The organism is Brevundimonas sp. GW822-FHT03E11 (genome assembly GCF_058801445.1).
Window position 1 is genome coordinate 481,593 of record NZ_JBXANG010000001.1, and the last position, 25,075, is coordinate 506,667.

General features: G+C 68.5%; 26 protein-coding genes and 1 pseudogene. 8 read left to right on the forward strand and 19 right to left on the reverse strand.

Features of this window, described 5'->3' with window-relative positions:
* Positions 1-12: 12 nt before the first annotated feature.
* From scpB to AC1RKE_RS02465, 5 genes are all read right to left on the reverse strand, one after another.
* Complete coding sequence (scpB, locus tag AC1RKE_RS02445; RefSeq protein WP_054766276.1) at positions 13-681, reverse strand: SMC-Scp complex subunit ScpB; 669 nt, start codon at positions 679-681, stop codon at positions 13-15.
* Positions 682-861: 180 nt separating this feature from the next.
* Complete coding sequence (locus AC1RKE_RS02450) at positions 862-1,680, reverse strand: segregation and condensation protein A (RefSeq protein ID WP_395942378.1); 819 nt, start codon at positions 1,678-1,680, stop codon at positions 862-864.
* Positions 1,677-2,726, reverse strand: a complete 1,050-nt coding sequence (gene nagZ / locus AC1RKE_RS02455) for a beta-N-acetylhexosaminidase (protein ID WP_348685166.1) — start codon at positions 2,724-2,726, stop codon at positions 1,677-1,679. The genes AC1RKE_RS02450 and nagZ overlap by 4 nt, the downstream gene beginning before the upstream one ends.
* On the reverse strand, positions 2,723-3,499 hold the full coding sequence (locus tag AC1RKE_RS02460; RefSeq protein WP_336967761.1) for an SPOR domain-containing protein: 777 nt from the start codon (positions 3,497-3,499) through the stop codon (positions 2,723-2,725). The genes nagZ and AC1RKE_RS02460 overlap by 4 nt, the downstream gene beginning before the upstream one ends.
* An 80-nt stretch (positions 3,500-3,579) precedes the next feature.
* The gene (locus tag AC1RKE_RS02465; RefSeq protein WP_395942246.1) at positions 3,580-4,761 is read right to left on the reverse strand and encodes a deoxyguanosinetriphosphate triphosphohydrolase; all 1,182 of its coding nucleotides are present in this window, start codon (positions 4,759-4,761) and stop codon (positions 3,580-3,582) included.
* Between the two features lie 151 nt (positions 4,762-4,912).
* Between AC1RKE_RS02465 and erpA the strand changes: the two genes are divergently transcribed.
* Positions 4,913-5,230: an iron-sulfur cluster insertion protein ErpA gene (gene erpA / locus AC1RKE_RS02470; protein ID WP_348684278.1), complete on the forward strand. Its 318-nt coding sequence runs from the start codon at positions 4,913-4,915 to the stop codon at positions 5,228-5,230.
* A 6-nt stretch (positions 5,231-5,236) separates the two neighbouring features.
* On the opposite strand, the gene AC1RKE_RS02475 is transcribed toward erpA, so the two are convergent.
* From AC1RKE_RS02475 to AC1RKE_RS02485, 3 genes and pseudogenes are all read right to left on the reverse strand, one after another.
* Complete coding sequence (locus tag AC1RKE_RS02475; protein WP_348684272.1) at positions 5,237-5,419, reverse strand: hypothetical protein; 183 nt, start codon at positions 5,417-5,419, stop codon at positions 5,237-5,239.
* Positions 5,416-6,602 (reverse strand): annotated as a pseudogene (locus tag AC1RKE_RS02480) (PepSY-associated TM helix domain-containing protein). The gene AC1RKE_RS02475 and the pseudogene AC1RKE_RS02480 overlap by 4 nt, the downstream one beginning before the upstream one ends.
* Positions 6,512-8,692, reverse strand: a complete 2,181-nt coding sequence (locus tag AC1RKE_RS02485) for a TonB-dependent receptor (RefSeq protein ID WP_348684273.1) — start codon at positions 8,690-8,692, stop codon at positions 6,512-6,514. The pseudogene AC1RKE_RS02480 and the gene AC1RKE_RS02485 overlap by 91 nt, the downstream one beginning before the upstream one ends.
* A gap of 159 nt (positions 8,693-8,851) precedes the next feature.
* Here AC1RKE_RS02485 and AC1RKE_RS02490 point away from each other — a divergent pair, with 159 nt between their 5' ends.
* The gene (locus AC1RKE_RS02490; protein ID WP_348684274.1) at positions 8,852-9,790 is read left to right on the forward strand and encodes an alpha/beta hydrolase; all 939 of its coding nucleotides are present in this window, start codon (positions 8,852-8,854) and stop codon (positions 9,788-9,790) included.
* Positions 9,791-9,985: 195 nt separating this feature from the next.
* Here AC1RKE_RS02490 and AC1RKE_RS02495 read toward each other — a convergent pair whose 3' ends face one another.
* The 4 genes from AC1RKE_RS02495 to AC1RKE_RS02510 all read right to left on the reverse strand — a co-directional run bounded on the left by AC1RKE_RS02495 (position 9,986) and on the right by AC1RKE_RS02510 (position 14,225).
* Complete coding sequence (locus AC1RKE_RS02495) at positions 9,986-10,714, reverse strand: hypothetical protein (protein WP_348684275.1); 729 nt, start codon at positions 10,712-10,714, stop codon at positions 9,986-9,988.
* A gap of 305 nt (positions 10,715-11,019) precedes the next feature.
* A complete protein-coding gene (locus AC1RKE_RS02500) occupies positions 11,020-11,748 on the reverse strand; it encodes a prephenate dehydrogenase/arogenate dehydrogenase family protein (protein ID WP_348684276.1) in 729 nt (242 codons plus the stop codon).
* Positions 11,745-13,076 carry a dihydroorotase gene (locus AC1RKE_RS02505; protein WP_395942245.1) on the reverse strand — a complete coding sequence of 444 codons (1,332 nt, stop codon included), beginning with the start codon at positions 13,074-13,076 and terminating at the stop codon, positions 11,745-11,747. The genes AC1RKE_RS02500 and AC1RKE_RS02505 overlap by 4 nt, the downstream gene beginning before the upstream one ends.
* 183 nt (positions 13,077-13,259) lie before the next feature.
* Positions 13,260-14,225 carry a glycosyltransferase family 9 protein gene (locus AC1RKE_RS02510; RefSeq protein WP_348685124.1) on the reverse strand — a complete coding sequence of 322 codons (966 nt, stop codon included), beginning with the start codon at positions 14,223-14,225 and terminating at the stop codon, positions 13,260-13,262.
* A 111-nt stretch (positions 14,226-14,336) separates the two neighbouring features.
* Between AC1RKE_RS02510 and AC1RKE_RS02515 the strand changes: the two genes are divergently transcribed.
* From AC1RKE_RS02515 to rnhB, 6 genes are all read left to right on the forward strand, one after another.
* The gene (locus AC1RKE_RS02515) at positions 14,337-14,555 is read left to right on the forward strand and encodes a hypothetical protein (RefSeq protein ID WP_054766288.1); all 219 of its coding nucleotides are present in this window, start codon (positions 14,337-14,339) and stop codon (positions 14,553-14,555) included.
* Positions 14,552-15,097: a hypothetical protein gene (locus AC1RKE_RS02520; protein ID WP_054766289.1), complete on the forward strand. Its 546-nt coding sequence runs from the start codon at positions 14,552-14,554 to the stop codon at positions 15,095-15,097. Before AC1RKE_RS02515 ends, AC1RKE_RS02520 begins: the two co-directional genes overlap by 4 nt.
* 60 nt (positions 15,098-15,157) lie before the next feature.
* Complete coding sequence (ygfZ, locus tag AC1RKE_RS02525; protein WP_348685122.1) at positions 15,158-15,961, forward strand: CAF17-like 4Fe-4S cluster assembly/insertion protein YgfZ; 804 nt, start codon at positions 15,158-15,160, stop codon at positions 15,959-15,961.
* A 9-nt stretch (positions 15,962-15,970) separates the two neighbouring features.
* Positions 15,971-16,729, forward strand: coding sequence for a 3-oxoacyl-ACP reductase (locus AC1RKE_RS02530; RefSeq protein ID WP_395942244.1), 759 nt, complete (start codon positions 15,971-15,973; stop codon positions 16,727-16,729).
* Positions 16,730-16,926: 197 nt separating this feature from the next.
* Positions 16,927-17,526: a DNA-3-methyladenine glycosylase I gene (locus tag AC1RKE_RS02535; protein WP_348685491.1), complete on the forward strand. Its 600-nt coding sequence runs from the start codon at positions 16,927-16,929 to the stop codon at positions 17,524-17,526.
* Positions 17,519-18,160, forward strand: coding sequence for a ribonuclease HII (gene rnhB / locus AC1RKE_RS02540; protein ID WP_395942243.1), 642 nt, complete (start codon positions 17,519-17,521; stop codon positions 18,158-18,160). The genes AC1RKE_RS02535 and rnhB overlap by 8 nt, the downstream gene beginning before the upstream one ends.
* 2 nt (positions 18,161-18,162) lie before the next feature.
* Here the strand turns inward: rnhB and AC1RKE_RS02545 are convergent, their stop codons facing one another.
* From AC1RKE_RS02545 to AC1RKE_RS02575, 7 genes are all read right to left on the reverse strand, one after another.
* Positions 18,163-18,471, reverse strand: coding sequence for a hypothetical protein (locus AC1RKE_RS02545; protein ID WP_152950749.1), 309 nt, complete (start codon positions 18,469-18,471; stop codon positions 18,163-18,165).
* Positions 18,472-18,512: 41 nt separating this feature from the next.
* Complete coding sequence (locus AC1RKE_RS02550; RefSeq protein WP_348683254.1) at positions 18,513-19,646, reverse strand: DNA adenine methylase; 1,134 nt, start codon at positions 19,644-19,646, stop codon at positions 18,513-18,515.
* Between the two features lie 364 nt (positions 19,647-20,010).
* Complete coding sequence (gene pyk / locus AC1RKE_RS02555) at positions 20,011-21,453, reverse strand: pyruvate kinase (RefSeq protein ID WP_348683252.1); 1,443 nt, start codon at positions 21,451-21,453, stop codon at positions 20,011-20,013.
* Positions 21,454-21,620: 167 nt separating this feature from the next.
* Complete coding sequence (locus AC1RKE_RS02560) at positions 21,621-21,998, reverse strand: helix-turn-helix domain-containing protein (RefSeq protein ID WP_182715019.1); 378 nt, start codon at positions 21,996-21,998, stop codon at positions 21,621-21,623.
* Positions 21,999-22,010: 12 nt separating this feature from the next.
* Positions 22,011-22,304, reverse strand: coding sequence for a type II toxin-antitoxin system HigB family toxin (locus tag AC1RKE_RS02565; protein ID WP_183214877.1), 294 nt, complete (start codon positions 22,302-22,304; stop codon positions 22,011-22,013).
* Positions 22,305-22,341: 37 nt separating this feature from the next.
* Complete coding sequence (locus AC1RKE_RS02570; protein WP_287397417.1) at positions 22,342-24,024, reverse strand: alkaline phosphatase family protein; 1,683 nt, start codon at positions 24,022-24,024, stop codon at positions 22,342-22,344.
* A gap of 67 nt (positions 24,025-24,091) precedes the next feature.
* Entirely contained in the window at positions 24,092-25,036 is a 945-nt protein-coding gene (locus tag AC1RKE_RS02575) for a DUF808 domain-containing protein (RefSeq protein WP_287397416.1), read from the reverse strand.
* Between the last annotated feature and the right edge of the window lie 39 nt (positions 25,037-25,075).

The following is a 25,075-nucleotide window of genomic DNA, read 5'->3' on the forward strand; positions in this document are numbered from 1 at the left end:
GGCGTCCGACGGCTATCGCTCCTCGCCGACGAAGTCCTGGGCGAACTCGGGGCTGTCTTCGTCCAGCAGGGGCGCCTCCTCCTCATCCGCCCCGGTCGCACGACTGGGGTCGGGCAGTTCGAACCCGACGGGGGCCGACAGGTCCAGAAGCCCGGCGGCCTTCATCTCCTGAACCCCCGGCAGGTCATACAGGCTGGCCAGGCCGAAATGCTCCAGGAACCGGTCGGCGGTGCCGTAGGTTACGGGCCGACCCGCTGTCCGCCGCCGCCCTCGCAGACGCACGAACCCCATCTCCAGCAACAGGTCCAGCGTGCCCTTGGACAGGCTGACGCCGCGCACGCTCTCGATCTCGGCGCGGGTCACGGGCTGGTGGTAGGCGATGATGGCCAGGGTCTCCAGCGCCGCCTTGGACAGGCGGCGGGGCTCCTCCCGCTCTTGGCTCATCATGAAGGCCAGGTCCGCCGCCGTGCGGAACCGCCAGCGGTCGGCCACACAGTCCAGCTCCACCCCCCGCCCCTCGTAACGGGCGCGCAGGCCCGACAGAGCCCGGCCGACGTCGGCGCCTTCGGGGAGGCGCGCCCCGATCTCGGCGGCGCTCAGCGGACCAGCGGCGGCGAACAGCAGGGCCTCGACCCGGCGCTCGATCTCGGCCTCATCGGGTTGGAAGGACAGGTCAGACATGGGCCAACTCCCGACTTTCGGCGCCGACGCCCCTAGCCCAAAGTTCGTCATCCTCGCCCTTGTGGCGAGGATCCAGACTCCCGGTTTCTCCGAAGATGCGCCCATGCCCGGCGCCGGGATTCTGGATCCTAGGGACAAGCCCTAGGATGACGGCCTTGACGGTGTAAAAGCCAACACGCATCACGGCGTCAGCTCCAGCGGCTGCCCCAGGCCCCGCCGCTTCAGATACAGGTCCGCAAACGGCGCCGTCTGGCGAATGTCCATGGCCCCCTCCTTCACCAGCTCCAGACTGGCCGACAGGGTCGAGGCGGTATAGCTGGCCTGGCTGGGGCCCTCAGGGTCTCCGGGACGGGGCGCGACCTGGTCCAGGGGGGTCCAGTCTGCGAGACGCGGCATGATCTCGCGCAGCCAGTCGCGCGCCGCCTCCAGCGGAAAGGCCTCGACCCGCTGGCCGGGCGAATAGCGTCGCGCCTCCTCACGTCGGCGCTGGGTCACATAGGCGCTCATCAACTCATACAGGCTGGCGTCGATCCGGTCGGACGGCACGATCACCGTCGCCTCGGGATCGCCCCGGGTGAAGACGTCGCGCTTCAACTGAGGACGGGCCATCAGCTGTTCGACCGCCTTGCGCATCGCCTCCAGCTTTTGCAGGCGAAAGGCCAGGGCGGCGGCCATGGCCTCGGCCGGCGGCTCCTCCCCCTTGCCCTTTTCGGTGCGGGGCAGCAGCAGCCGGGACTTCAGATAGGCCAGCCAGGAGGCCATCACGAGATAATCGGCCGCCAGGGCGAAGTTGCGCCGCCGCGCCTCGTGAACGAAGGCCAGATACTGTTCCGCCAGCTGGGTGATCGACAGTTTCAGCAGATCGACCTTCTGCGTCCGCGCCAGGGCCAAGAGGACGTGCAGCGGCCCTTCATAGCCGTCCAGATCGACGACGAAGGCTTCGCGCTCCTCGACCTCCTCGGCGTTGAAATCCAGATTGGGCTGAAAGGCGTCGCTCACGCCTGCGCCTCCCCCACGTCCGGTCCTTTAGCCGCGTCCGTCTTGCCCGCCATTGCGCGGAAGAAGCGTTCGTGCCCAGCGACGGGATCCAGCGGCTCCGGCGTCCGAACGATCCGGGCCAGGGCCGCCTCGGCGCGCCGTTTCGCCCCGCCCTTCAGCGGACCGACGCCCTCGGCGACCTGCCGCATCTCGTCCATATCGCCGTTCCAATGGATGACGACGTCGCATCCCGCCTTCAGCGCCTTGTGCGCCCTCTGGGTGAAGGATCCGGACAGGGCGTTCATCACCAGATCGTCCGACAGCAACAGACCGCCGAAGCCCAGCCGTTCGCGGATCAGCTGGATCGCCCTCTTGGACTGGGTGGCCGGGCGTTTGGGGTCGATGGCGCTGAAGACGATATGGGCCGTCATGCCGATCGGCATGTCGGACAGGGCCTTGAACGGGGCGAAGTCCCAGGCGTCCAGCGTCTCGAGATCGGCATGGACCGTCGGCAGATCCTTGTGGGTGTCGGCGAAGGCGCGGCCGTGGCCCGGCATGTGTTTGATGCAGGGCAGGACCCCGCCCGCCAGCAGACCCTCCGCCGCCGCCCGTCCCAGCAGGGCCACGGTCTGCGGGTCGCGGCCATAGGCGCGGTCGCCGATGATGTCGTGGGCGCCGGGCACGGGCACGTCCAGCACCGGCAGCAGATCAATATTGATTCCGACCTCGCGCAGATCGTGCGCCATCAGCCGCGCACCCAGACGGACCAGGTCGCGCGCGTCCGCCGGGTCGTTCGTCGCCTTAAGATAGGCGTCGCCCGGCGGGTATTTGGGCCAGTGCGGCGGCCCCATCCGCTGGACCCGCCCGCCCTCCTGGTCGATCAGGATCGGCGCCTCGGGGTCGCCGATGGCCGCGCGCAACTCGTCCGTCAGGGCCCGCACCTGTTCCGGGCTGTCGATATTGCGCCGGAACAGGATGAAGCCCCAGGGACGCGTCTCGGCGAAGAAGGCGCGTTCACCCTCCGTCAGCCGGTGGCCCGCACAGCCGTAGATGGCGGCGGAAGTCACCGAACGATGCAATCCCGTCCGGCGGCCTTCAGGGCGTTGCAGAAGGCGACCGCCCGCTCGCGCGACAGGCCGGTGAAGGTGGTGCGGTACAGGGTCGAACCGCTGGACGAGGTCACTTCGGTCACCCGCTTTTCGGCGCCCGACGCATATTGGCTGAAACGGCCGGCGACGGCGGCGTATTCCCGGTCGGCGATCTCCGTCGAGGAGAAGGCGCCGATCTGGACCGAGGCCGAACCGCCGGCGGCGGCGGGAGCCGTGGGCGCGGGAGCGGCGGGCGTCGGCGCCTCGGTCTTGGGCGCCGGGGCGGTCGGACGGGGCGCAGCGGCGGCGGGCGGCAAGCCCTGGCCGGTCGACGCGGCGGTCGGCGGTGCGGCCGGGCGCGGCTGGGGCGTCTCGGGCGGCGGGGTGAAGGTCACGGGCGCGTCGGCGGTCTCGGCCTCGTCGCGATAGACCCGCACGCCCTCGGCCGGATCGACCGGCTGGGCGTCCAGGGGGGCGGCGGTCTTCATCTCGCCGACGGCCTGGCCCACGGCCGGCGGGGCGTCGGTCGAGGCCCGCATGCCCGAACGATAGAAGAAGATGACGGCGATGATCAGCACCAGCAGCACCACGCCGCTGACGATCAGGGTCACGGGCGGCGCCTTGCCTCCGCCCGAGCCGACGTTTCGGCCGCCCCCGCGCGGATCATAGGTGTTGCGGCGGAACGGCAGGTCGTCGTCGGTCGGAGGCGTATAGGCGCCTCGGCCGGGTCGGTTCTCGTCATCGAAAGACATGGTGTCGCTCCGCCGTCTGCCCGACGCAGCGAATCGGCGCGTCGAGCGGTTAGTTTAACGCCCCGCCGCCGTCTTTCGAATCACAGATCGAGCGCCAGGTCGAGGCTGAACAATTTCTGGTGGACTTCGATCGCATAGCGGTCGGTCATGCCGGCGATGTAATCACAGACGGCGCGCGCCCTGCGGGTCCGATCCTCGGTCAGGGCCGGCACGCCCCATTCCGGCGGCATGACCTCCGGCTCGGCCATGAACAGTTCAAACAGCTGCGACAGCACCCGCCGCGCCTGGCTGCGCGTGCGGTTGACGCGGTAGTGGCGATACATCCGCTCGAACAGGAATTTGCGCAGGATCGCCAGCTCCGCGTGCATCGACCGGGAGAAGTCCACCAGGGTCCGCGAGGCGTGGCGCACATCCTCGGTCGAGCCGATCCGGTCCTCCTCCAGCCGTCGCGCCGTCTCGGCCAGCACGTCCTCGACCATGACCCCGATCATCCGCCGCACCGCCTCGATCCGCAGCATCCGGTCGTCGATGGCGGGCCAGTCGCGCCGCACCTCGGCCAGGGTCGGGCCGATCAGGGGCACCTGATCCAGATCCTGAAGCGTGATCAGCCCGGCCTGCACCCCGTCGTCCACATCGTGATTGTTATAGGCGATGTCATCGGCGATGGCGGCGCACTGGGCCTCCAGCGAGGCGAACCCGTCCAGCCGCAGGTCCCAGCCCGCCTCTCCGCCTGTCCGATAGGGACGCACCACCGACCAGGCCGCTTCGTCCAGCCGATGCGACACCGGGCCGTTGTGCTTGATGACGCCCTCGACCGTCTCCCAGCTCAGGTTCAGCCCGTCGAACTGGGGATAGCGGGTCTCCAGCTCGGTGATGACGCGGAAACTCTGAACATTGTGGTCGAAGCCCCCGTAGTCGGCCATCTGGATGACCAGCTCATCCTCGCCCGCATGGGCGAACGGCGGATGGCCCAGGTCGTGGGCCAGGGCGATGGTCTCGGCCAGGTCGTCGTCCAGCCGCAGGGCATGGGCCAGAGACCGGGCGATCTGGGCCACCTCCAGCGAATGGGTCAGGCGGGTGCGGTAGTGGTCGCCTTCATGGGCCACGAAGACCTGAGTCTTCTCCTTCAGGCGACGAAAGGCCGTGGCGTGGATGATCCGGTCGCGGTCGCGGGCGAAGGCGGTGCGGGTGCGGCTGGGCGGTTCGAAGAAGCGACGGCCCTGGGTCAGATCGGCGCGTTCGGCGTAGGGGGCGAGAGTCATCGGGCTCAAGTCGTCAACTTTGAAGCGGCTTTGATCGGACGGGGCCTTTGCGAACGCCCGCATGCGCCTCATATAGACAGCTGTGAGCACCGTCCAATCCACAGAACCGTCCACACCCGCCTTCAGCGTCGCCACGCGCGCGCCGGAAGGGATCGTCCTGGCCGCCAGCGCCGCCGATCGTCTGGCCCGGCTCAGCGCGGCCGAAAGCAAGGCCCTGATGCTGCGCGTCGCCGTGGACGGAGGCGGCTGTTCGGGGTTTCAGTACCGGTTCGAACTGGTCGAGACGGCCGAGGACGACGATCTGCGGATCGAGGCCCAGGGCCAGACGGCCCTGATCGACCCCGTCTCGGTCCCCTTCCTGAAGAATTCCGAGATCGCCTATGTCGACGAACTGGCCGGCGCCCAGTTCGTGGTCCGCAATCCCAACGCCGCCTCAAGCTGCGGCTGCGGCGTCAGCTTCTCGATCTGACGCCGATCACCGTCGGCGCCGGATCAGGGCCCAGACGGCGACGACCACGGTCGAGGCCAAGAGGGCCGAAAAGACGGCGTCCCAGAGGCCGTCCTCCAGCAGGGCCCCGATCAGCCCCGTCAGGCTGAGCACGAACACCCAAAGCGGCGCGCCGAAGATGGCCCAAAGGCTCCGATCCTTGCGGCTCATGACGCCTTCCGCCGTCCCTTGCCCAGCCACAGATAGAGGCCGGACGCCAGGATGAAGATGGTCGCCAGGTCCAGCAGCGCCCACAGGATCTTCAGCCCCAGCCCCCCGTAGTCGCCGAAATGCAGCGGCTGAGACAAAGACAGGGCCTTCACATACCAGGGCGTCGGGGCCACGGCCGTCAGTTCGCCGGTCCGGGCGTCGATCAGGGCCGGGGTCGTCAGATGGGTCGTCAGCGGCGTGTCGCCGTGGAAGAAGACGGCATAGTGGTGATCGGTCGAATAGTCGGTTCCGGGAAAGGCGATGAACTGCAGCGTCCTGCCCGGCAGGGCCTGTTTCGCCCGCTCCACCGCCAGGTCCAGCGAGGCCCGCTCGCCGACGGAGGCCGGGGCCTCATGGGCTGCGGTCAGTTCCTTCAGCGCCGTATTCTTCCAATAGGCCAGGATCGGCGTCGCCAGGGTGTTGACCACCCCCGTCGCCCCGACCACCAGCACCCAGGCTGCGGTGATGACGCCCAGAAGGTTGTGATAGTCCAGCCAGCGGGTCCGCGCCGACTTCGTCGCCCGCACCGTGCCGAACGGCAGACGCCGCATGAAGGGGGCGTACAGCACCACCCCCGACACCACAGCCGTGATCAGCATCAGCCCCATCAGGCCCAGGAACAGCATGCCCGGCAGCCCCAGGAACATGTCGGTGTGCAGCTGGAGCAGGAACTCCATCACCGGATGGCCGGCGACCGGCGGGGCGACGGCGCCGCTGGTCTGGTCGATCGGCTCGAAACTGTAGCGACCGGCCGGGCCGTTCGGATCGACGCTGGTGACGTTGACCACCGGCCGATCCACGTCGAAGCTCATGAAGGCCGGAACCTCGCCCGGATGACGCGCCAGGGCCGCCGCCAGCACCTCGTCCAGGCTCAACAACGGCCCGTCGGGCGCGGCGGGCGTCCAGGCCTGCTCCAGCAGCACCTCTTCGATCTCATGGGTGAAGACCAGCGGCAGGCCGGTGACGCACAGCATCAGCAGGAACACGGTCGAGATCAGGCTCGACCATTTGTGCGTCCACGACCAGGCGCGGATCGTCCGCGTCCTCATCCGATCAGAATTCCGCCGAGATCGACAGGGACAGGGTGCGCGGCGCGCCTAGGGTCAGATAGTTGGAGCCCGGATAGCCGCCGACGGCGACCCACTGGTCCTCGTCGGCCACGTTCTCGACCCGCGCCCGGACCGTCAGAGGACGCCCGCCGGCCTCGAAGGCGTAGCGAACCCCGGCGTCGAACCGGGTCCAGGCGTCCAGCTCCAGCGTATTGGCCGCATTCGCCGCCTGGGCGCTGGTGTGGACCACCCGCCCCTCCAGCGTCAGGCCGCTGAGGCCCGGCACGTCCCATTCGACGTTCAGATTGGTCTGGACGTCCGGCACGCCGATGGCCGACTTGCCTTCATTCGCCGCCGTCAGCGACCGTTTGACCTCGGCGTTCAGCCAGGTCGCCCCGCCGATCAGCCGCAGGCCGTCGATCGGCTCGCCATAGACGGTCAGTTCGACGCCCCGGTTCTCCTGTTCGCCGCCGTCGGAATAGAGGCGGGAGGCGGGATCGAAGAAGGCGCTGGGCAGGGTCGTCCTGAAGACGCTCAGCGTGCCGCCGAAGGTTCCGGCGTCATATTTGGCCCCGACCTCGGCCTGTTCGGCGCGGAAGGGCGACAGCACCTCGCCGCCGTTCGCCACGGTCACGCCGTTGACCACCGCAGGGGCGATGACGCCGGGCGTCAGGGCCTCGGCGTAGTTGGCGTACAGCGAAACCCGGTCGCTGGGCTTGTAGACCAGGGCGAAGGCCGGGGTCGCAGCCTCGCTGGCATAGCCCGAGCCGAAGGCGCCGTCGGCATAGGCGTAGGACTTGGTCTCGATCTCCTGATACCGCACGCCGACGGTCGCCAGCAGGCGGCCGTCCAGGAAGGACAGCCTGTCCGCCACGGCGACGCTGGTGTTCTTGACCCGCTCGGTCACCTTCGGGTCACTCAGGTCGCCCGAGACGCTGGCGATGGCCGGCGCCGGCGACAGGACCGGATCGGTTAGGGTTCCGAAGCTGTAACCCGCAAAGTTCGACCCCGCCCAGGCGTTCCTCGACTTGGACTGGATCTGAGAGGCCGAGGCGACCAGTCGGTGCCCAACCGGGCCGGTGGTCAGGTCCGCCCGCAGGCCGACGTCGCCGGACCAGACCGTGTCTTTGCGGATATTGTCGAAGCGATAGCCCCGGATGGCGCCCGCCGCGTCGGCTCGCGGATTGGCCAGGCTGTTGTCTTCCTCGCCCTGTCGCCCGCCGAAGGCGGCCCAGGCGGTGACGCTGTCGGTGATGTCAACCTCGCCCCGCACCGCGCCGAACAGCTGTTCCTCATCCGTATAGGTCCAGCGCTGGGCGAAATTCCGATCGGCGGACGGCGCCTCGGGGATGGCGGCGCCGGGCGTCACACTGGGGCGCGGGGCGTCGATCCGGTGGTCCTGCCAGCCCAGATCGGCCGAAAAGCGCGCCCGCTCGCCCCGCCGGTCCAGGTTCAGGCCCACCACGCGCAGGGTGTTGGTCTGGTCCTCGACCGAGGCTTCGCCGCCCCGGCCGGCGACGTTCAGGCGCGCGCCCCATTCATCCTGATCGCCGAACCGGCGCGCCAGATCGGCCGCGGCGTAGATTTCATCGGCGCCGGACACGCCCGCCGTCAGACGGGTCAGCGGTCCATTGGCCCGCTTGGGCGTCAGGTTGAAGGCGCCGCCCACCCCGGTTCCGCCCGGCGCCGCCCCGTTCAGAAAGGCGCTGGCCCCGCGAAAGACCTCGACCCGCTCGATCAGCTCGGCCGCCACGAACTGGCGCGGCAGAACGCCGTACAGGCCGTTGTAGCTCATATCGTCCGAATAGACCGGGAAGCCCCGGATCACATACAGTTCCTGGAAGTTGCCGAAGCCCTTGGTCACCCGCACCGTCGGATCGTTCTGCAACACGTCGCCGATCCCGCGCGCCTGCTGATCCCGCGCCAGTTTTTCGGTGTAGCTGGTGGTGGAGAAGGGCGTGTCCATCATGTCCAGATTGCCCAACAGCCCGACCCGGCCGCCCCGCGCCACCTGACCGCCCGCCGCCGGCGCCGTCAGATTCACCTGCGACCCCGTCACCACGATCTCGCCCAGCTCGGTCGGCGCGGCCGGCCCCTGCTGCGCCAGGGCGGGGGCGGCGAGGCTCAGGGCCAGAAGGCTGACGGCGCAGGCGAGACGGATCGGGCGGGCCATGATCTGCAACATATTCTCAAGAACAGAAAGGCGGGCTCCATACGCGCTTCTGCAACTGGTTTGCAATGGCAAGGCGGTGATCGACGCCCGGCCATCTTGCCGCACCGGCTCAGGGGACTACGGTCGAGAGCCGCCACCCTTCTGAACGCCCCCTCTTCAAAGGAGACCGCCATGTTCAGCCTCGCCCTCGCCCTGCTCGCCGGCCCCGTCTCCAGCGAAGTGACCCTGCCCGCACATCCCGCGCCCCTGCACGGAACCCTGTCGGCGCCCGACAGCCCCGCCGCCGTCGCCGTGATCCTGCCGGGCTCAGGGCCGACGGACCGCGACGGCAACAGCCCGATGGGCGTTTCCGCCTCCACCTATCGCCTGCTGGCCGAGGGGCTGGCGGCGCAGGGGATCGCCACGGTCCGCATCGACAAGCGTGGCATAGCCGCCAGCGCGGCGGCCGGTCCGGCCGAGGCCGATCTGCGCTTTGACGCCTATGTGGCCGACGCCCGCGCCTGGGCCGCCGAGGCCGCCCGTCGCGCCGACAAGCCCTGCGCCTGGCTGATCGGCCACAGCGAGGGCGCCCTGGTCGCGCTGAAGGCGGTCGAGGGCGGCCCAAACGCTGATAATGACAAGGTCTGCGGCCTGATCCTGCTGTCCGGCGCGGGGCGCCCCGCGGGCGTGGTCCTGCGCGAACAGCTGGAAAAGGGCCTGCCCGAGCCGTTGAAGGCCCCAGCCTTCGCCGCCCTGACCGAGTTGGAGGCCGGCCGCACCGTCGCCGATCCGCCCCCGGCCCTGGCGGCCCTGTTCCGTCCCTCGGTCCAGCCCTATCTGATCTCCTGGCTGCCGCTGGACCCCGCCGCCCTGCTGGCCGCCTATGACGGCCCGGTCTTCATCGGCCAGGGGACCACGGACCTTCAGGTCGGGATCGCCGACGCCCAGGCCCTGGCCGCCGCCGACCCCAGGGCGACGCTGAAACTGTGGGACGGCGTCAACCACGTCCTGAAAACCGCCCCCGCCGAGCGCGCCGCCAACCTGGCCACCTATGCCGACCCGGCGTTGCCGCTCGCGCCGGGGGTGGCGGAGGACGTGGGGGCGTTCATTCGGGCGAACGATGAACACTGAGTTCAACTTGGGAAGCGGACATACTCAGCGTCGCTCATGGGTGAGCAGCGGGCGTTCATCCAAACTTCGAAAGCTGGCTAGCTGGCGGCCGTTTGAGAGGCCGCCGTTTTGATGTCTGCCCCGCGCCAGACGACGCTACCTAAGCAGCTTCCAGTGTCCCCCGGTCCGTAAGCGAACTCGGAGGCTCCTTGAGGGCTACTTCTTCAGCTTGTACTCAATCGACAGCCCTAATTTGGATTTCAATCCCCTCAAGGTGGCCGCCAATGCCTCGGACGATTCCGCAGCGTCGCGTGCAGAGTTGGCGTGGAGGAAGTTCACCAGATCGTTCAACTCCTGCCGCAGCGGAGCAGTCTTGAGGTGCAACTCTCTAGTCATCATGAAAGAACCCACGCGACCGTCAAAATCATCGTGCGTGACCAGAGATCGCAACTCTTCTCTCTTGTTTGAGTATGAGACCATGGCCGCCATAGCATGGTTGTGAATGCGGGGAAGCGCGCCAGCGAGGTTAAATTCATCGTTTAAACCCAGATCTAGAAGAAGCGCTTCCTCATCCCCCTCAAAAAGTATCCGATCATTTCCAACAAAAAGGGGCTCTACGGCCTGCCATGGCTCATCGCCCTCTTTTAATTTAGCGAACTGACCCGTCAGGTGCTTGTCCATCTGAACGAAGTTGCTTTGAAGACCCATCAGCTTGATGAGAAGCCGATGCCCTATCGTGCGTTGTCGTTCCAAGCGGTCGAGCCTGCGAACATCTTCCTGGCGGTCAAACTCCCGCTTTTGAAGGAAGTAGCTTGCCCCCGCTGTCGCCGCAGCACCTATCACCGCACCGGCGAGGCCGCCCCACAGCCCAATCCAAGCGTCCGATCCGCCTCCACCGCCGAGACCGAAAACTACGAAAATCGGAGATGACAGCCAAGCTTCCATGCGGTGAAGCTAAGCTGACATCAGCGCTTGCGCTACTCTAATCGATTGTCGTTTGCCGTGCTGTGGACCCCCCGAGCCTGCTGCTGGGTCTTTATCTCGAACCACACCGCCGATCTCGGATCGCAGGGCAACCGTCTCTCTGCCCATCCTGTAAATCGGGAACCGGCCACTTGGGCAACGCTGACCCCAGAACGAATACCGGCGGCTCCAAGGCCCCGCCGTTTGTGTATCTGTGAGTGGATTATCGGAATGTCCGCAACCGGTCGATAGCGCCCATCCAGCCTACACCCCCAAAGAAACGCTCCCTACCCCTCCCCCGCCTTCCCCCGCGCCTCATCCGCCAAGGCGAAGAACCGCTCCCGCACCTCCGCCGCGAACGGATTGTCGCGTTCGATGGCGCGGAAGACGGCCGGGCTGTCGTGGCGCACCATGTCCACCGCCTCCATCAGCCGGTCGAAACTGGCGGTGGTCATACGGGTCGGCAGGGGCTCCATGGCCAGAAGCGCACGGGCGATCAGATGGGTCAGGCCCTGAACCACGGCCGCCTCCCGGTCATGATCTTCGGGCGTGACCAGAAAGACCCTCAGCTTCAGGGCTTTCCGGCAGAAGGCGGCGACGCGGCGGGCGTCACGGTCGCCACGCACGGCGCAGACGGCGATCCTGAGCCCGGCGATCCCGGCCTTGCCGCTCTGGGGGCCGAACAGCGGGTGGGTTCCGACGACGCGCACGCCGGGCGCCAACCTATCGTCCATCAGTCGCGCCGGCTTCACCTTGACCGAACCGACGTCGATGACCAGGGCGTCCGGCGCCAGATGGGGGCCCATGGCGCCCAGGGTCGCCTCCAGCGCCTCGACCGGCACGGCCAGGATCACCGTCGGACAGGCGGCGGCGGTCGCCAGATCGGTCAGGGTCGCATGGCCCTCGCCGTCCGTCGCCGCCGGATCATGGGCGTAGATGTCGAACCAGGGCGACAGATGCCGCGCCGTCAGACGCCCGAAGGCGCCGAAGCCGATCAGGCCGAGTTTTTCCCTCACAACGTCTCCATGAACCGCACCGGCCGTCCGCGGGCCGCGCCGATCAGTTCGCCGTCCTGCATCACCACCCGCCCGCGCAAGATCGTCGCCATCGGCCAGCCGGTGGCCTTGAAACCGTCGAAGGGGGTCCAGCCGCAGCGCGAGGCCTGCTGGTCGTGGGTGATCGTTCTCTTGGCCTTCAGATCGACGAGGGTCAGATCGGCGTCATAGCTGACGGCCATCCGTCCCTTGTTGGCCGTGCCGAACACCCGCTGGGCGCCGGCCGAGGTCAGGTCGATGAACCGCTCCAGGCTGAGCCGCCCTTGCGCCACATGGGTCAGCATCAGGGGCACAAGCGTCTGCACCCCCGGCATGCCGGACGGCGAGGCCGGATAGGGTTTGGCCTTCTCCTCCTTGGTGTGCGGCGCATGGTCCGAGCCGATGACGTCCGCCACGCCCTGCTGCATGCCCCACAGCCACAGAGCGTCGACATGCTCCTGCGACCGGATCGGCGGGTTCATCTGGGCATAGGCGCCCAGCCGCTCATAGGCTTCGGGCGCGGCCAGGGTCAGGTGCTGGGGCGTGATCTCGACGGTGGCGACATCCTTGTGGAAGCGCAGATACTCCATCTCGTCCCGGGTCGTGACGTGCAGCACATGGATGCGCGCGCCGGTCTCCTGGGCCAGGCCGACCAGGCGGCGGGTCGAGCGGATGGCGCTCTCGGCGTCGCGCACCTCGGGGTGGCTGGTCCAGTCGCCGGTGCGGGCCAGGCCCCGCCGTTCGACCAGCCGGTATTCGTCCTCGGAGTGGAAGGTGGCGCGGCGGCGCACGTTCGACAGAACCTTGCGCACCCCCTCGTCGTCGGCGATCAGCAGGTCGCCGGTCGAGGCGCCCATGAAGACCTTGACCCCGCAACAGCCGGGCAGCCGCTCCAGCTCGCCCAGATAGTCGGCGTTCTCATGCGTGCCGCCGACATAGAAGGCGTGGTCGGTCCACATCCGGTCCTTCGCCCGGGCCAGCTTGTCGGCCATGGTGTCCGGATCGGTGGTGTTGGGATTGGTGTTCGGCATTTCGAACACGGCGACGACCCCGCCCAGGGCCGCCGCGCGCGAGCCGGTCTCCAGGTCTTCCTTCCACTCCAGGCCGGGTTCGCGGAAATGAACCTGGGTGTCGATGACGCCGGGCAGGACGGTCAGGCCCGTCGCGTCGAAAGTCTCTCCGGCCGAGGCCTGGGACAGGTCGCCGATGAAGGCGATCTTGCCGTCGATCACCCCGACGTCGGCCATGCCCCGCCCCGCATGGTTGGCCACCTCGCCGCCGCGGACGATCAGGTCATAGGTCTGGGTCATGGGGCGGCGTCCTTCTATCCGATGCCGCGTTTCTACATTTCCGCTCATCCCCGCGAAAGCGGGGAACCAGTTCTTTCGCCAGGACTCGAATAGTGGGTTTGCTTGCTGCAAGTCCCTTCAGGCACTGATCGCCCAAAGCACTGGGTCCCCGCTTTCGCGGGGATGAGCGGAGTGTGGGGGCTTTTAGCCCCTCTCCTTCAACAGCCGCACCGCCGCCTTCAGCACCCGCTCCCACGGCAGGTCCATCATATGCTGGATGGCCTGGTTCAGCCGGGGGTCCAGGGTCTTGAACTCCGCAAACGATCGGGGCCCGCGCACCGTCACCCCCTTCCAGGGGCCGCGCCGCGTCTCGTCCGACGGGCCGAAGACCGCCACCACGGGCGCGCCCGCCGCCGTCGCCAGATGGGTCCAGATCGAATCCGCCCCGATATAGAGCCGCGCCTTGGACAGGGCCGCTACGGTCTGCAGCCGCGTCAGCTTTCCTTGCAGCTCGATCACCCGCGCGCGCGGCGCGGCGTAGCGGATGGTGTGGGCCGCTTCCCGGTCGATCTCCTCGCCGACGATCATCAGACGCCCGCCGGCCAGGGGACCGTCGTCGGCCAACAGCTTGGTCGCCACCTTGGCGTAGCGTTCGGCCGGCCAGCGCCGCCCCATCCACTCCACCCCCGGCCCGACCGCCAATATGGGGCCGTCGCCGCCGGTCGCGGGGATCAGGGCCTCGACCTGGGCCTGGGTGATGTCGGAGACATAGAGCCGGGGCGCCGGCGCCTCATGCGGCTCCAGCTTCAGCACGGCGGCGGCGGCCTCGACCGCATGAACGCCCTCGGGATCGCGCCCCCGCACCGCCCGCTTCTGGCGCCTCAGCTTGCCCGACAGGGTGGAGCCGCGCATGTCCACGACCAGGCCCCAGTGGGTCCCCCGCACCTGGTTCCACAGGGCGATCCAGTCGAACCGCCCCTCGCGCTCCAGCACCAGCAGCCGTTCCAGCCGGGGCGTGTCGGCGAACAGGGGGGCGCTTGCGGCCGATCCCACCACGGTGAAGACGGCGTTGGGCAGGCTCTCGACCAGATAGGCGAGCACGCCCGAAGACAGGACGGCGTCCTCGGCGTCCGCCTCGGCGATATAGAGGATGGGAAAGCGCCCGATCATCCGTGCACCGTATAAAGGGATTCTCGCCGGGATTCAGCGCCAATCCCCAACTGCGGGTCTGCGCCTCGTCCGACGGTTTCCCCGCAGGCCGCAATGGTTTAGAGCCCGGCCATGGTTCAAACCCCCGATCCGGCCGCCGTCGCCGCCCTCGAACGCTTCAAGGCTCAACGGGTCACGGCCCTCTATCGGCTGGACCTGATCGACCAGGGCGCGGTCATCACCTATGAGGACGGAACGCCCGTGGACATGGCCTCTGAGAAGACGCGGCTTCAGGCCGTGGTCGCCGACATGGACCGCCGCATCGCCCGGCTGGAGCGGTCGGTCGGTTGAGCCTGCCCCTCCTGCCCGACCGAGCTTGCGGCGCCTGCGTCGAATGCTGTCGGGCCATTCCGCTGAACCTGCCCGAACTGGCCAAGCCCACCGGCGAGCTGTGCGCCTATTGCGTCGAGGCGGCGGGCTGTTCGGTCCATGCCGTGCGGCCGAACACCTGCCGCATCTGGTTCTGCCTGTGGCGGGTCGTCGAACTGTCCGACGACTGGCGGCCGGACCGCAGCGGCGTCATCGTCCGCCCGGATGGGATCGAGGACGGGGTGATCACCCTGTACGTCCTGCGGCGCAGCGACTTCCTGGCCTCCGTCGACCTGTTCGCCACCATCGCCGGCTGGATCGCCGAAGGGGTGGAGGTGGCGCTCAGCGTCCCAGGCCCGGTCGGAACCTATCCCGCCCGCGCGGTCGTCACCGACTGGCTGCGCCCGGCCGTGGAGGAGGGCGATCCCGCCGACTTCCTGGACCGCCTGATGCGGTCGCTGGACCGGCTGGACCGCCATGATTTCCAGCCGGACGGGGTGGTCGCCCGCTACGCCGTGGTCTGAGGCCCAGATTTTACAGCCCGCCGCCTTATGCCCAGGCTCCGGCCTGCCTATCTAGGCGCCATGCCCGTCGCCCGCCTGTCCAGCCGCGCCCTGATCGCCGTCACCGGCCCCGAGTCCCGACCCTTCCTGCACAATCTGCTGACCCAGGACGTCGAGACCCTGGGCGAGGGTGAATTGCGGTTCGGCGCCCTGCTGTCCCCGCCCGGTCGGCTGCTGTTCGACCTGTTCATCCTGGGCCAGGCCGAGGGCGTCCTGCTGGACGTCGCCGCCGACCGTCGCGACGCCCTGATCCAGCGGCTGTCGATGTACAAACTGAGGGCCAAGGTCCAGGTCGCCGCCGATGACCGCCCCGTCTTCGCCGCCTGGCCCGACGCCCCCACAGGCTTCATTCCCGACCCCCGAACACCTCTGATGGGCGGCCGCCTCTATGGCGAGGCCGCCGCCGACGCGACCGAGGCCGACTATGACGCCCATCGCCTGTCGGTCGGCGTGCCCGACCCGACCGCCGACGCCCCCCAGGACAAGACCTATCCGATCGAGGCCGATTTCGACCTGCTGAACGGGATCGACTTCCACAAGGGCTGTTTCGTCGGTCAGGAGACCACCTCGCGGATGAAGCGCCGGGGTTCGATCAAGAACCGGATGCTGGCCCTCGACTTCGACGGTCCCCCGCCCCCCTTCGGCGCCGAGGTGCTGAAGGGCGAGCTGCGCGCGGGCGAGGTGCTTTCGGGCCGAGACGGCTCGGCCATGGCCCTGTTGCGCATCGACCGTCTCGACGGCGACCTGACCGTCGAGGGTCGGCCGGTGCGCTTGCGCCGGCCCGCCTGGATGGGTCAGGACGTCCTCCCCTCCTCCACCGACTGAGACCCTTCCATGAAGATCGCCGACCAGATCGTCCTCGTCACCGGCGGCGCGCGCGGCGTCGGCGCCGCTGCGGCGCGCGCCTTCGCGCGTGAAGGGGCGCGCGTGATCATCAACTGGCGCGCCAGCGGCGAGGCCGCCCAGGCCCTGGCGGCCGAGATCGGCGACCGCGCCGTCGCCCTTCAGGCCGACGTAACCGACCGCGCCGCCGTCGACGCTCTGGTCGCCGCCGCGCAAGACCATTTCGGCGCCCCTGTCACCACCGTCGTCAACAACGCCCTGGACTACAGTTTCAACGGCGACGCCCGGTCGCAGATGACCGACATCGGCTGGGACGAACTGGCGGCCCAGTTCTCGACCGTGGTGCGCGGCGCCCTGAACACCATCCAGGCGACGGCGCCGGGCATGGCCGCCGGTCGGTTCGGGCGGATCATCAACATCGGCACCAACCTGTTCCAGAACCCGGTCGTGCCCTATCACGACTACACCGCCGCCAAGGCCGCCCTGCTGTCGCTCACCCGCACCGCCTCGGCCGACCTGGGTCCGGACGGGATCACCGTCAACATGGTCTCCGGCGGCCTCTTGCGCACCACCGACGCCAGCGCCGCCACGCCGGACGCCGTCTTCGACCTGATCGCCGGAATGACCCCGCTGCGGTCGGTCACCACCCCCGAAGAATTCGCCGACGCCGCCCTCTTCTTCGCCTCCCCCTGGAGCCGCGCCGTGACGGGCCAGAACCTGGTGGTGGACGGGGGATTGGTGCGGGATTGATCTCACCAGACCTTCCCCCGCTTGCGGGGGAAGTGTCAGCTCGTCGCGCGGAGCGAGACGGCTGACGATGGGGGAAGTCTTCTTCTTCAAATAAAACTTCCCTTCCCGTCGCTGGATCGCTTCGCGATCGACGCGCTGCCTCTCCCGCAAGCGGGAGAGGGTCTTGAACACCTCGAACAAACCGGCAACATCGCCGCATGACCGACTCACACACATCGGGCCGCTGCGGCTGGTGCGGGACCACCGACCCGCTCTACATCGCCTATCACGACACCGAATGGGGCGTGCCCGAACGCGACCCCCGCGCCCTGTGGGAGAAGCTGGTCCTCGACGGCTTCCAGGCCGGCCTCGCCTGGATCACCATCCTGCGAAAGCGCGAGGGCATCCGCGACGCCTTCGACGGCTTCGCCCCCGAAATCGTCGCCCGCTATGACGAGGCCGACATCCAGCGCCTGCTGGGCGACCCCCGCATCATCCGCTCGCGCGCCAAGATCAAGGCCGCCATCCGCGGCGCCCAGATCTGGCTTGAGATGCGCGACAACGGAGAGGATTTCTCAGCGTGGCTCTGGTCCTTCGTCGGCGGCGAACCAATCCACACCCCCTTCGCCGACTATCGCCAAGCCCCGACCCAGACCGAACAGTCCGTCGCCATGGCCAAGGCCCTGAAGAAACGCGGCTTCAACTTCTGCGGCCCGGTGATCGTCTACGCCTTTATGCAGGCGGTCGGCATGGTCAATGATCACCAGACGACCTGCTTCCGTCACGCCCCGCTTCGTGCGATGGCGGGCCATGGCTAAAGCCCCCGCGAATCCGAAGGCCTTCCCCACCCTCGCGCTGGAGACCCTGCTGATCCAGCGCGTCAACGGCCCCGTCTGCGGCGTGGACGAGGCGGGGCGCGGGCCGTGGGCGGGGCCGGTGTCGGCGGCAGCGGTGATCCTGAACCCCGACGACCTGCCGCCGGGCATCGACGATTCCAAGGCCCTGACGGAAAAGCGCCGCGCGGCGCTGGAGCCCGAGATCAAGGCCCGCGCCGTCGCCTGGGGCGTCGGCTTCGCCTCGGTGGAGGAGATCGAGGAACTGAACATCCTGCACGCCACCGGCCTGGCCATGTGCCGCGCCATCGAGGCCCTGTGGGTCCAGCCGATCGCCGCCCTGGTGGACGGAAACTATCGGTTCAAACTGCCGTGCGAGATCCAGACCGTGGTCGGCGGCGACGGCCTGTCCCTGTCCATCGCGGCGGCCTCGATCCTGGCCAAGACGGCGCGGGACCGGCTGATGATCGAACTGGACGCCGAGTATCCCGGCTACGGCTTCGCCGGCCACAAGGGCTATAACGCCCCCGTCCATCAGGCCGCGCTGAAGACCCTCGGCCCCTGCCCCGCCCATCGCCGCAGTTGGGGACCGATCAAGGCCTTGCTCGAAGAGGCCTGACCTCAGATGTGCATGAAGCCGCCCAGGAGGGCGCCCATCAGGGCGGCCACCGCAGCGCCGGCGATCATCATCATCCAGTGCGGCGGCGGGTTCAGGGCCGGTTCCGCCTCCGGTTCGACGGTCTCGACCGGCTCGGGCTCGCGGCGGCCGAACCGCTCGGCGTTGTGGGTATAGAGGCGCGACGTCATGCGATCCGCCGGAAAATCGGAAATGGGCTGATCCGTCACCCACGACTTGGGCTCGGCGGCCGGGCGCAAGCGATAGTCGTCTTCGCGAGCGGGCGTTCCAGTGTGTGTGACGGGCGGTTGCATGGACCCTCAACGGCGTCCGCCCGAGTCGGGTTCCCGCCCCGTCAGGCCGCCAGCGACAGATCCACCGGCCGGTCGGTGACCACGAACAGGTGTTCGACGTTCCTCAGCCGCCCCACCTGCCCCACCTTCTCCCCCTTGGGATTGTGGATGCCGATCCGGGCGCCGACGTAGCGGGGGTGGGCGATCTCCACGACCTGGACCCGTCCCCGCGCCGACAGCATCTCGACCAGATCCTGACGGCTCAGATAGCCCTCGTCATTAAAGCTGACGATCAGGTTCGGCGCCCGGACGCGCTCGATCACCGACTTCAGGGCCGGGCCGATGCCGGGGCGGCTGTTGAAGGCGCTCTTGCGCGTCTTCACATCCACCCGCTTGTTGGCGATCCCATAGGTCTCGGGCCGGTCCCACAGCACCAGGCTTTCCCAGCAGTGATAGTTGGCCAGATAGGAATGCTGGTTATAGGGCGGGTCCAGATAGACCAGGTCCGCCTCCACCTGGTCGGCCATCTCGACCGCATCGCCTTGCGTCGCCCGGCACGGCGCCCCGACGCCCGGCAGGAGGTCGGGCAGACGCAGCTCCAGCGGCTTCAGGGCGCGCGGCGCCCACTGTTTCATATAGGCCATCTGCACCCCGGCGGTGCTGTCCACCCGATCCGCCGCCTCCATCAGACTGACCAGGACCACCGCCTTCAACTCGGGCTCCAGCTCCATCGCCTCGATCCGGTCGCGCACCGCGTCGATCCGGGCGCCGTTGTCGGGATGGAAGTAGCGGGCGTCCCGGCAGAAGGTCTGGGTGAACCAGCCCGCCTCGGGTTTCACGGCCCGCAGTTCCGCCAGCACCGCCTCGGCCCGGTCGATCCAGACCTCTCGATCGACCTGGACATAGGCCGTCGCCAGGGCGTGGGCATAGGCGTTGTGGTCGTTCGACCAGAGCTGAAACCCCTTGGCCTTCAGCGCATGGCCGACCCGGGCCGTCCCTGAAAACAGGTCGCACACCCGCCCGCCCTGGGGCAGGACGCTCGCCACGGCGGCGCTCACATGGCCCAAGAGGGCGCGTTTGGAGCCGATATATTTGATCATCCGGGCCGCCGACTCATGCCGCCACGGTAGCGCTCCGGCGCCTTCGCCGCCATCGCCGTCGCCGCCGATCCGCACCACGGAGCGAAAATCAGACAAGGCCGTCAAGGCCTTGGACGGATCGACCCGCTTTCGACGCCCCTGGGTCCGACGGCGCCCTATAGGACGTCTCAGGTCTTTGACATCTTTCGCCCCCGTCCAGCGCCCGGCTCAATCGGACAGATCGGACAGATCGGACAGATCGGACAGATCGGACACATCGGACACCTCTTTTTCGTGTCCGACCGGGCCGCCTTCGGCGCGTTCAGCGGCCTTCGCGGCCGTCCTGGCCCGGCTCAATCGGACAGATCGGACACATCGGACACTGTTTTTTTTTCGTGTCCGATCCCGCCGCCTTCGGCCCGTTGACCGGACACAATGGACTCATCGGACTGTTTTTTCGCAGTCCGACGGCGCCTGATCCTCAGCCCTTCTTGCGGCCCTTGGCCTTGGCCGGCGCATGGGCCAGGCGCAGCAGATTGGCCGCCCCCGGCGCGCCGAACGGCGTGCCGGCCAGGATCAGAATGCGCTGGCCCGGCTCGGCCAGCCCATAGCGGACCGCGCTGTCGACCGCATCGTCGGTCACGGCCTCCAGCGAGTCCGGCTGATCCCCCAGCCGCGGCTCCAGCCCCCAGACCAGGGCCAGCCGCCGCGCGGTATTCGGATTGGGGGTCAGGACCAGGATCGGCTTCAGCGGCCGCTCGCGCGCCATCCGCCGCGCCGTGCCGCCCAGGGTGGTGAAGACCACCAGACAGCCGGTCGAGGGGGCGCAGGCCGCCATGGCCGCCGCCGCCACCAGGGCGTCGACGTCGTGTTCGTCCATGCCGGCGTGTTCGGCGCCCATCAGCTTGGGCCACATCGGGTCACGCTCCACCCGCTCGATGATCCGGCTCATGATGCCGACCGATTCCAGCGGATAGTCGCCCGACGCCGTCTCGGCCGACAGCATCAGGGCGTCGGCGCCTTCGTAAACGGCGTTGGCCACGTCGGTCGCCTCGGCGCGGGTCGGGGCCGGGGCGCTGGTCATGGATTCCAGCATCTGGGTGGCCACGATCACCGGCACGCCGCGGTTACGGGCCGCGCGCACGATCTGCTTTTGCGCCACCGGCACGTCCTCGGGGTCCAGCTCGACCCCCAGGTCGCCGCGCGCCACCATCACCCCGTCGCAATAGTCCAGAATGGCCTCCAGATCGGCCACGGCGGCGGGCTTTTCAATCTTGGCCAGGCAGGCCGCCTGGCCGTTCACGATCCGCTTCAGCTCGGCCATGTCCTCGGGCTTCTGCACGAAGCTCAGCGCCACCCAGTCCACCCCCTGGCGCAGGGCGAAGGCCAGGTCCTCACGATCCTTGGGCGTCAGGGCCGAGACCGGGATCACCGCGTCCGGCACGGCCACCCCCTTTCGGTCCGACAGTTTCGTGCCGCTCTCGACCGTCACATCGGCCCATTCGTCGGTCCGGTCGCCGACCCGCAGCCGCACCCGGCCGTCGTCCAGCAGCAGCAGCATGCCGGGGCGCAGGGCCTTGAAGATTTCGGGATGCGGCATCTGCACCCGGGTCTCGTCGCCCGGCGTCGGGTCCAAATCGAACCGCATCTTGTGACCCGGCTTGACCGCGATCTCGACGTCCTTGAACCGGCCCAGCCGCAGCTTGGGCCCTTGCAGATCGGCCAGAACCCCCAGCGGCCTTTGCAGCGCCATTTCGGCGCCCCGCACGGCCTTCAGGGCGGCGGCGTGGTCCTCGTGCGAGCCGTGGCTGAAGTTCAGCCGAAAGACGTCCACCCCCGCCTGGGCCAGGGCCTTGACCGTGCCGGGCGCGCGGCTGGCGGGCCCCAGGGTCGCGACGATGCGGGCGCGGCGGGCTCTGTTCATGACGGCGTTTCCTGCTGGTTTCTGGGCCGCCCGGCGGCGCTCGGCGGCGCCGATCCGGGACGATTTGCCCTCTTCTGCCTAGGAAACGTCAAGGGCGTAAGCCCGGCTTCCCTTCGGGAAACACGAGTTTACGGCCCCGAAACAGGAGTTTATCGCGCCAGGTCGCTTCAGGCCGCCTTCGCTTCACCGATCAGCGCTTGAACCGGAATACGCCATTCGCGCGACAGGGTGCGGATTTGCGAAACGGAAAGGGCGCGCCGTCGGTTCAGCACCTCAGACGCCCGTGACCTTGACCCCAGCACGTCCGACAGATCCGACTGGCTCAGCCCTTGGCGTTCCATGGCGAACCGGATCGCCTCGACCGGATCGCCGGTGGGCATAGGGAAATGATCTTCCTCATATTTCGCCAACAGCAACCCCAGCAGTTCGAACCGATCGCCAGCCTCGCTGCCAGGTTCGGGCGCGTTGTCGAAATAGGCTTCATAGGCCGCCAGAGCCTCCAGGTAGTCGGCCTCATCGCGAAGAATATGGATGTGCATGCTCATCTGCTCCTTCGCCTAGACGGTTTCCACGTCGATACGATCATACTCGGCGTGCGTGCCGACGAACTTCACCAACACCTGCTTGAAGGTGTAGGAAATCCGCACCACCACCCGATATTTGTTACCGCCGATATCGAAGACGACGCGGTTGTCGCCGACGAAGTCGGCGGAACGAAAATCATTCCTCACATCCTGCGGAGACCGCCAGTCGGCAGCCTTCGCATGATCATACCAACTCGTCAGCGGTCCCTTCGCCGACGGATGACGAGCCCAGAAGGCCTGGAGAGTCTTCCGGGCGACGACATTCATCCTGCCTTATAGCTCGATCCCGTTATGGGAACAAGCTTCACTCGGTCGGGCAGTCGGCCACCGCGAACCCGTTCAGGTCGATGCAGCGGCCCTCGACCTTGGGCGTCGCCACCCCGATCACATGGGCCAGGGTCGGGGCGATGTCGATGGTGCGGATCGGCAGGAACCGCTCCTCGCCCGTCGCGCCGGGCCACCAGAACAGGATCGGCACCCGGCGATCATATTCCCACGGCGTGCCGTGACCGGCCAGGGTCGAGCCGACCCGCCCGCCCGCCGTGACGTTCTGGGCGAAGGCGAACTGGATGTCGGGCGAGCGCTCGGCCACGGTCGACAGGCGCATCCGCTCGCGCAAGCTCATCATCTCGGGCTGGCGGCTGTCCGGCAGGGGCTCGGCCAGCAGCCGGTCGCGGGTCTCGGCGAAGGCCACGTCCGGCAGGGCGCGCAGCAGCTCGACCGCCGCCTCGGCCACCTGGGTCCGCAGCGGATCGGGCAGAGACCGGTGCTGGGCGTCGGCGACCATCAGGCCGCTGCCCCCGGCCTGAAGCGGATCGGCGCTGAGGTTGAAACGCGCCTTCAGCGCGTCGTTCACGCCCTGGATCGCGGCCATGTCGGCGCGGCGGGCGTGGGGATAGCCGTGGTCGTGCAGCCGCTCGACGAAGTCCGAACCGCCGTGGTCGGCCGTCAGCACCACCAGGACCCCGCCCGGAACCTGGGCCAGCCGATCCAGGAAGGCGCCCAGGGCCGAGTCCAGCCGCAGCATCTGCTCGCACATCTCCGGCCCCTGGGTGCCGTACATATGGCCGATCCGGTCCGTGGCCGACAGGCTGACGCCCAGCATGTCGGTCGCCGGCCCCTGCCCCAGCTTCTGGCTGTCCAGCAGATATTCGGCGGCCTCCAGCGTCGCCTCGTCCAGCAGGGGCGAGGTGTCGAACTTCAGGCCCGCCGGGGGCAGGGTCGAATGGAAGGTCTGGCCGCGAATGGTCCAGTCCCCGGCCAGGGCCCGGCACTGATCATGGGCGTAGTCCCAGGTCACCGGCGCCAGGCTCATCCCCTGGCGGAAGGCGCGGTTGTAATCCGCCACCGGCGCCAGCTTGGCCTGCGCCGTCTCGCCGGGCTCGACATAGGTGGTCAGGCCGAAGTCGCCGGTGAACCAGAAGGCCTGGCCCTGATGGCCCGCCAGATTGATCGCGCCCCGGTCCTTGCCCGAGACGGCGACGACCTTGCTCTCGGGGCTCACGGCCTTCAGCCAGTCGCCCAGGGTCGTGGCGCGCAGTTGTTCGGGGCCCACCGGCCCGTTGTCGACGTCGTCGCGACCATTGGCCAGATGGTTCTGCGGCGCGGCCAGGCAATAGACTTCCTTGCCGGTCTTCGGGTCGATCCAGTCGTTGGCCGGGATGCCGGTCTCGGTCGGGTGCAGGCCGGTCAGAATGGTGGAGTGGCCGGGGCAGGTCTCGGTCAGGCCGTGGGTCTGATAGCCGTTGATCGACACCAGTCCCTGGTCCGCCATCCGCCGCAGGCCGCCGGAGTAACGGCTGCGATACTGGTCGAACAGATTGGCGCTGAACTGGTCCACCACGATGGTCACGATCAGCTTCGGCGGCGTCAGGGCCGCGCGGGCGGTCTGCGGCGCCGCCGTCTGGGCGGTCTGGGCCAGGACCGGACCGGCCGCCCCCAGCGACAGGGCGGCCAGGGCCGCCAGCGTGATGCGCGACAGGGACATGGGCTTACTCCGAAACAGCGTGGCTCAGCGTCTTAAAGGCCGCCGATGGCGATGGCGTGACAGCGGATCAGTGGGCCGGTCGGGACCGCAGCCGTCCCAGCTGATGCACGGCGACGGCGATAGCCCCGCCGACCATCACCCCGATAATGGCCGAGCCCAGCGCCGTCACCGCCCAGCTGATCACGCCGTGCAGCGGACCCGTCGCGGCGCCGACCGCATGGGCCAGATGCTCCAGCGGCTCGGCCGGCCAGTGCAGGCCCAGCGTATGGGTTCCGTGCACCAGAATGCCGCCGCCGACCCACAGCATGGCGGCGGTCCCGATGATCGACAGGGCGCTCATCACCACCGGCATGCCCTTGACCAGGCCGCGCCCCAGGACGCGAACCCCGCCGTTGGGGCGCTCGGCCAGATGCAGGCCGATGTCGTCCATCTTCACGATCAGGCCCACGACCCCATAGACGGCGACCGTCATGGCGACGCCGACCACCGCCAGAATGGCCGCCTGGGTCAGGATCGGCTGGGCCGCCACATCGGCCAGGGCGATGGCCATGATCTCGCCCGACAGGATCAGGTCGGTCCGCACGGCCCCGGCCACGGTCGCCTTCTCCAGCGACGCGGGATCGCCCTCGGCGGCGACCTCTTCGTCAGGACCATGGCCGCCGAAGACCTCCATCAGCTTCTCGGCGCCCTCGAAACACAGATAGGCCCCGCCGCACATCAGGATCGGGGTTATGGCCCAGGGGGCGAAGGCGCTCAGCAACAGCGCCGCAGGCAGGATCAGCAGCAGTTTGTTGCGAAACGACCCCAGGGCGATCTTGCCGATGATCGGCAGTTCGCGGCTGGGCGACAGGCCGGTGACATAGCGCGGCGTCACGGCCGCATCGTCCACCACCACGCCCGCAGCCTTGGTCGAGGCCTTGCCGGCCGCAGCCCCGACGTCGTCGATCGAGGCCGCCGCCATCTTGGCGATGCCCGCCACGTCGTCGAGCAAGGCGATCAAACCGGAAGGCATGCCAGAATCCCCAAGTTGCGCCGCGACAGGCGGTCGCAC

Excerpts from the sequence above, each read along its gene's own strand:
- scpB (WP_054766276.1), bottom strand. The coding sequence starts at position 681 with ATGTCTGACCTGTCCTTCCAACCCGATGAGGCCGAGATCGAGCGCCGG.
- AC1RKE_RS02460 (WP_336967761.1), bottom strand. The coding sequence starts at position 3,499 with ATGTCTTTCGATGACGAGAACCGACCCGGCCGAGGCGCCTATACGCCT.
- AC1RKE_RS02465 (WP_395942246.1), bottom strand. The coding sequence starts at position 4,761 with ATGACTCTCGCCCCCTACGCCGAACGCGCCGATCTGACCCAGGGCCGT.
- AC1RKE_RS02475 (WP_348684272.1), bottom strand. The coding sequence starts at position 5,419 with ATGAGCCGCAAGGATCGGAGCCTTTGGGCCATCTTCGGCGCGCCGCTT.
- AC1RKE_RS02485 (WP_348684273.1), bottom strand. The coding sequence starts at position 8,692 with ATGTTGCAGATCATGGCCCGCCCGATCCGTCTCGCCTGCGCCGTCAGC.
- AC1RKE_RS02490 (WP_348684274.1), top strand. The coding sequence starts at position 8,852 with ATGTTCAGCCTCGCCCTCGCCCTGCTCGCCGGCCCCGTCTCCAGCGAA.
- AC1RKE_RS02495 (WP_348684275.1), bottom strand. The coding sequence starts at position 10,714 with ATGGAAGCTTGGCTGTCATCTCCGATTTTCGTAGTTTTCGGTCTCGGC.
- AC1RKE_RS02505 (WP_395942245.1), bottom strand. The coding sequence starts at position 13,076 with ATGACCCAGACCTATGACCTGATCGTCCGCGGCGGCGAGGTGGCCAAC.
- AC1RKE_RS02510 (WP_348685124.1), bottom strand. The coding sequence starts at position 14,225 with ATGATCGGGCGCTTTCCCATCCTCTATATCGCCGAGGCGGACGCCGAG.
- AC1RKE_RS02515 (WP_054766288.1), top strand. The coding sequence starts at position 14,337 with ATGGTTCAAACCCCCGATCCGGCCGCCGTCGCCGCCCTCGAACGCTTC.
- ygfZ (WP_348685122.1), top strand. The coding sequence starts at position 15,158 with ATGCCCGTCGCCCGCCTGTCCAGCCGCGCCCTGATCGCCGTCACCGGC.
- AC1RKE_RS02530 (WP_395942244.1), top strand. The coding sequence starts at position 15,971 with ATGAAGATCGCCGACCAGATCGTCCTCGTCACCGGCGGCGCGCGCGGC.
- AC1RKE_RS02535 (WP_348685491.1), top strand. The coding sequence starts at position 16,927 with ATGACCGACTCACACACATCGGGCCGCTGCGGCTGGTGCGGGACCACC.
- rnhB (WP_395942243.1), top strand. The coding sequence starts at position 17,519 with ATGGCTAAAGCCCCCGCGAATCCGAAGGCCTTCCCCACCCTCGCGCTG.
- AC1RKE_RS02545 (WP_152950749.1), bottom strand. The coding sequence starts at position 18,471 with ATGCAACCGCCCGTCACACACACTGGAACGCCCGCTCGCGAAGACGAC.
- pyk (WP_348683252.1), bottom strand. The coding sequence starts at position 21,453 with ATGAACAGAGCCCGCCGCGCCCGCATCGTCGCGACCCTGGGGCCCGCC.
- AC1RKE_RS02560 (WP_182715019.1), bottom strand. The coding sequence starts at position 21,998 with ATGAGCATGCACATCCATATTCTTCGCGATGAGGCCGACTACCTGGAG.
- AC1RKE_RS02565 (WP_183214877.1), bottom strand. The coding sequence starts at position 22,304 with ATGAATGTCGTCGCCCGGAAGACTCTCCAGGCCTTCTGGGCTCGTCAT.
- AC1RKE_RS02570 (WP_287397417.1), bottom strand. The coding sequence starts at position 24,024 with ATGTCCCTGTCGCGCATCACGCTGGCGGCCCTGGCCGCCCTGTCGCTG.
- AC1RKE_RS02575 (WP_287397416.1), bottom strand. The coding sequence starts at position 25,036 with ATGCCTTCCGGTTTGATCGCCTTGCTCGACGACGTGGCGGGCATCGCC.